2 protein-coding genes are annotated in these 1,796 nt (G+C 64.6%); both read right to left on the bottom strand.

Features of this window, described 5'->3' with window-relative positions:
- On the bottom strand, window positions 1-1,101 hold a 1,101-nt coding region (locus Q0331_RS01215; protein ID WP_298074155.1), incomplete at its 3' end, for an MFS transporter.
- A gap of 208 nt (window positions 1,102-1,309) precedes the next feature.
- Window positions 1,310-1,796: hypothetical protein (locus Q0331_RS01210; protein ID WP_298074153.1), on the bottom strand; the 487-nt coding region annotated here is incomplete at its 5' end.

The raw sequence follows: 1,796 nt of genomic DNA, 5'->3' as shown, positions 1-1,796 counted from the left end.
GGCGACGAGCGCGCTGTAACCCAGGCCGTTTTGGAAGTACAGAGCCACGAGCACCCAAATGCTGGTTATGCCCATGAAGTACATTCCCGCCAGCATGGTGCCCGGGAGGAAGCTGGGGAAGCGGAAGATCTGCATGTCCACCATCGGGTCGAAGGGCTTTGACTTTTTGACATGGCGCTCCCACGCCAACCATCCGGCCAGAAGGGCGACGGCGACGGGCAGGAGCAGGAAGGTGCGCGCGCTGCCGGAGGATTCCACGAACGGGAAGAGGAAGGCCAGGACGGCCAAGCCCAGTAGGAGGGAGCCGAAGGGATCGAGGCTGCGCACCGCGCGGATGACGCCCACGTTACGGCCGGTGACGGGATCCTTAACCCGGCCCATCAGCGGGCGCGGGAACCACAGGAGTGCGAGGACGAAGGCAAGAAGGCCGAAGGGGACGTTGACCAGGAATGTCCAGCGCCAGCCGTGCTCCGGGCCGCCGACGCGGATGAGGAAGCCACCCAGGACGGGCCCGATGGCCACTGCCACGCCCACTACGGTGCCGAACCAGCCGAAGGCCCGGCCGCGCTCCTTGCCGCGGAAGAACTGCTGGATCATGCCCACGGCCTGCGGGTTGAGCATGCCGGCGCCCGCGCCCTGGATGAAGCGGGTGACGTTCAGAGCTTCCGCGGTGGGGGCGAAGCCCGCGGTGACGGCGGCCAGGGTGTAGACGCTCAGGCCGATGAGGTACATTCCGCCCCGGCCGAGCAGGTCACCGGCGCGGCCAGCGGCGACGAGCACCACGCCGAAAGTCAGCGTGTAGCCGGAGAGTACCCACTGGATGTCCGATTCGGTCGCGCCCAGGCCCTGCTGGATGGAGGGCAGGGCGACGTTGATGATGGACACGCTGATGAGCGACATGAAGATCGTCGTGAGGATGACGCCCAGTACTTTCCAGCGGCGCGGATCCTCACCCGGGGGATAGGTGCCGGGTGAGTGGACCGTGGCCTCCGTCGCGCCGGGGTGGGGGTTTGCGGTGCCCTGACCCGGGGTGCCTGGCTGCGCTTCCCCGCGAGGGTTGCCCGGCTGTGAGTTTGCGGCGTGCGTGTCCTGGTCAGCCACGGTGATGCGTGCCCTCCTTCGGATCGCCTGTGTGTAGGTCTGCCTTTAGAGAAGCATAGCGCTACTAAGGGTGCCCTTATTTCAGGGGGTGGCGATGTCGAGGATTAGAGCATCAGTTTTCGAGTGTGGCCTTCACGCAGCACATCGCGTTCATGGCAGCCATGTTCAGCTTCTGATGATCGCAGAGGCAGCTGTGCGAAGTACCCAGTTAGTTCTGGCCCGCCCGCTGAGCCTTGAGCCGCAGATTCGCACAGACCTGGGGAGCGTTGTATTCGCCGGAGTTGCAGAGAGCCAGCAGTTGCGTCTCACCACTGGTCAAGTTCGGCGCTCCATTAGGAGCGGTTCCGTACCCGCAGAGGTGGGCGGGGCAGTCGGGGCTTGCTCCCTGATTACCCATCGGTGGTTGCTTCTGCGCTGGAGAAGTGGCTCTGGGTTGATTCGCTGGAGCCTGCTGCGCGGGCTTTTCGTCTTCTTCAGCGACAGGATCATTCGGCTGTGTGGGTTCCGGCGTGCTGGTGATTGTGGTGGTTGGGGGTGGAGTGTCCTCGGGAGCGCTGGTGACCGTGGCGGTCTCTGGTTCTGAGCTCTCGGACTCGCCAGAAGGAGCGCTGGTGACAGTAGTGGTGGACGGTTCAGCGGTTGTGTCCTCACTGCCGAAAGCAGTGAGGCCGAAAAGACTGATGAGGCTGAGGGCA

Source organism: uncultured Corynebacterium sp. (assembly GCF_937999985.1).
Classification (GTDB): domain Bacteria; phylum Actinomycetota; class Actinomycetes; order Mycobacteriales; family Mycobacteriaceae; genus Corynebacterium.
The sequence above is the reverse complement of the archived record's forward strand: the minus strand, read 5'-3'. Positions and strand labels throughout refer to the sequence as shown.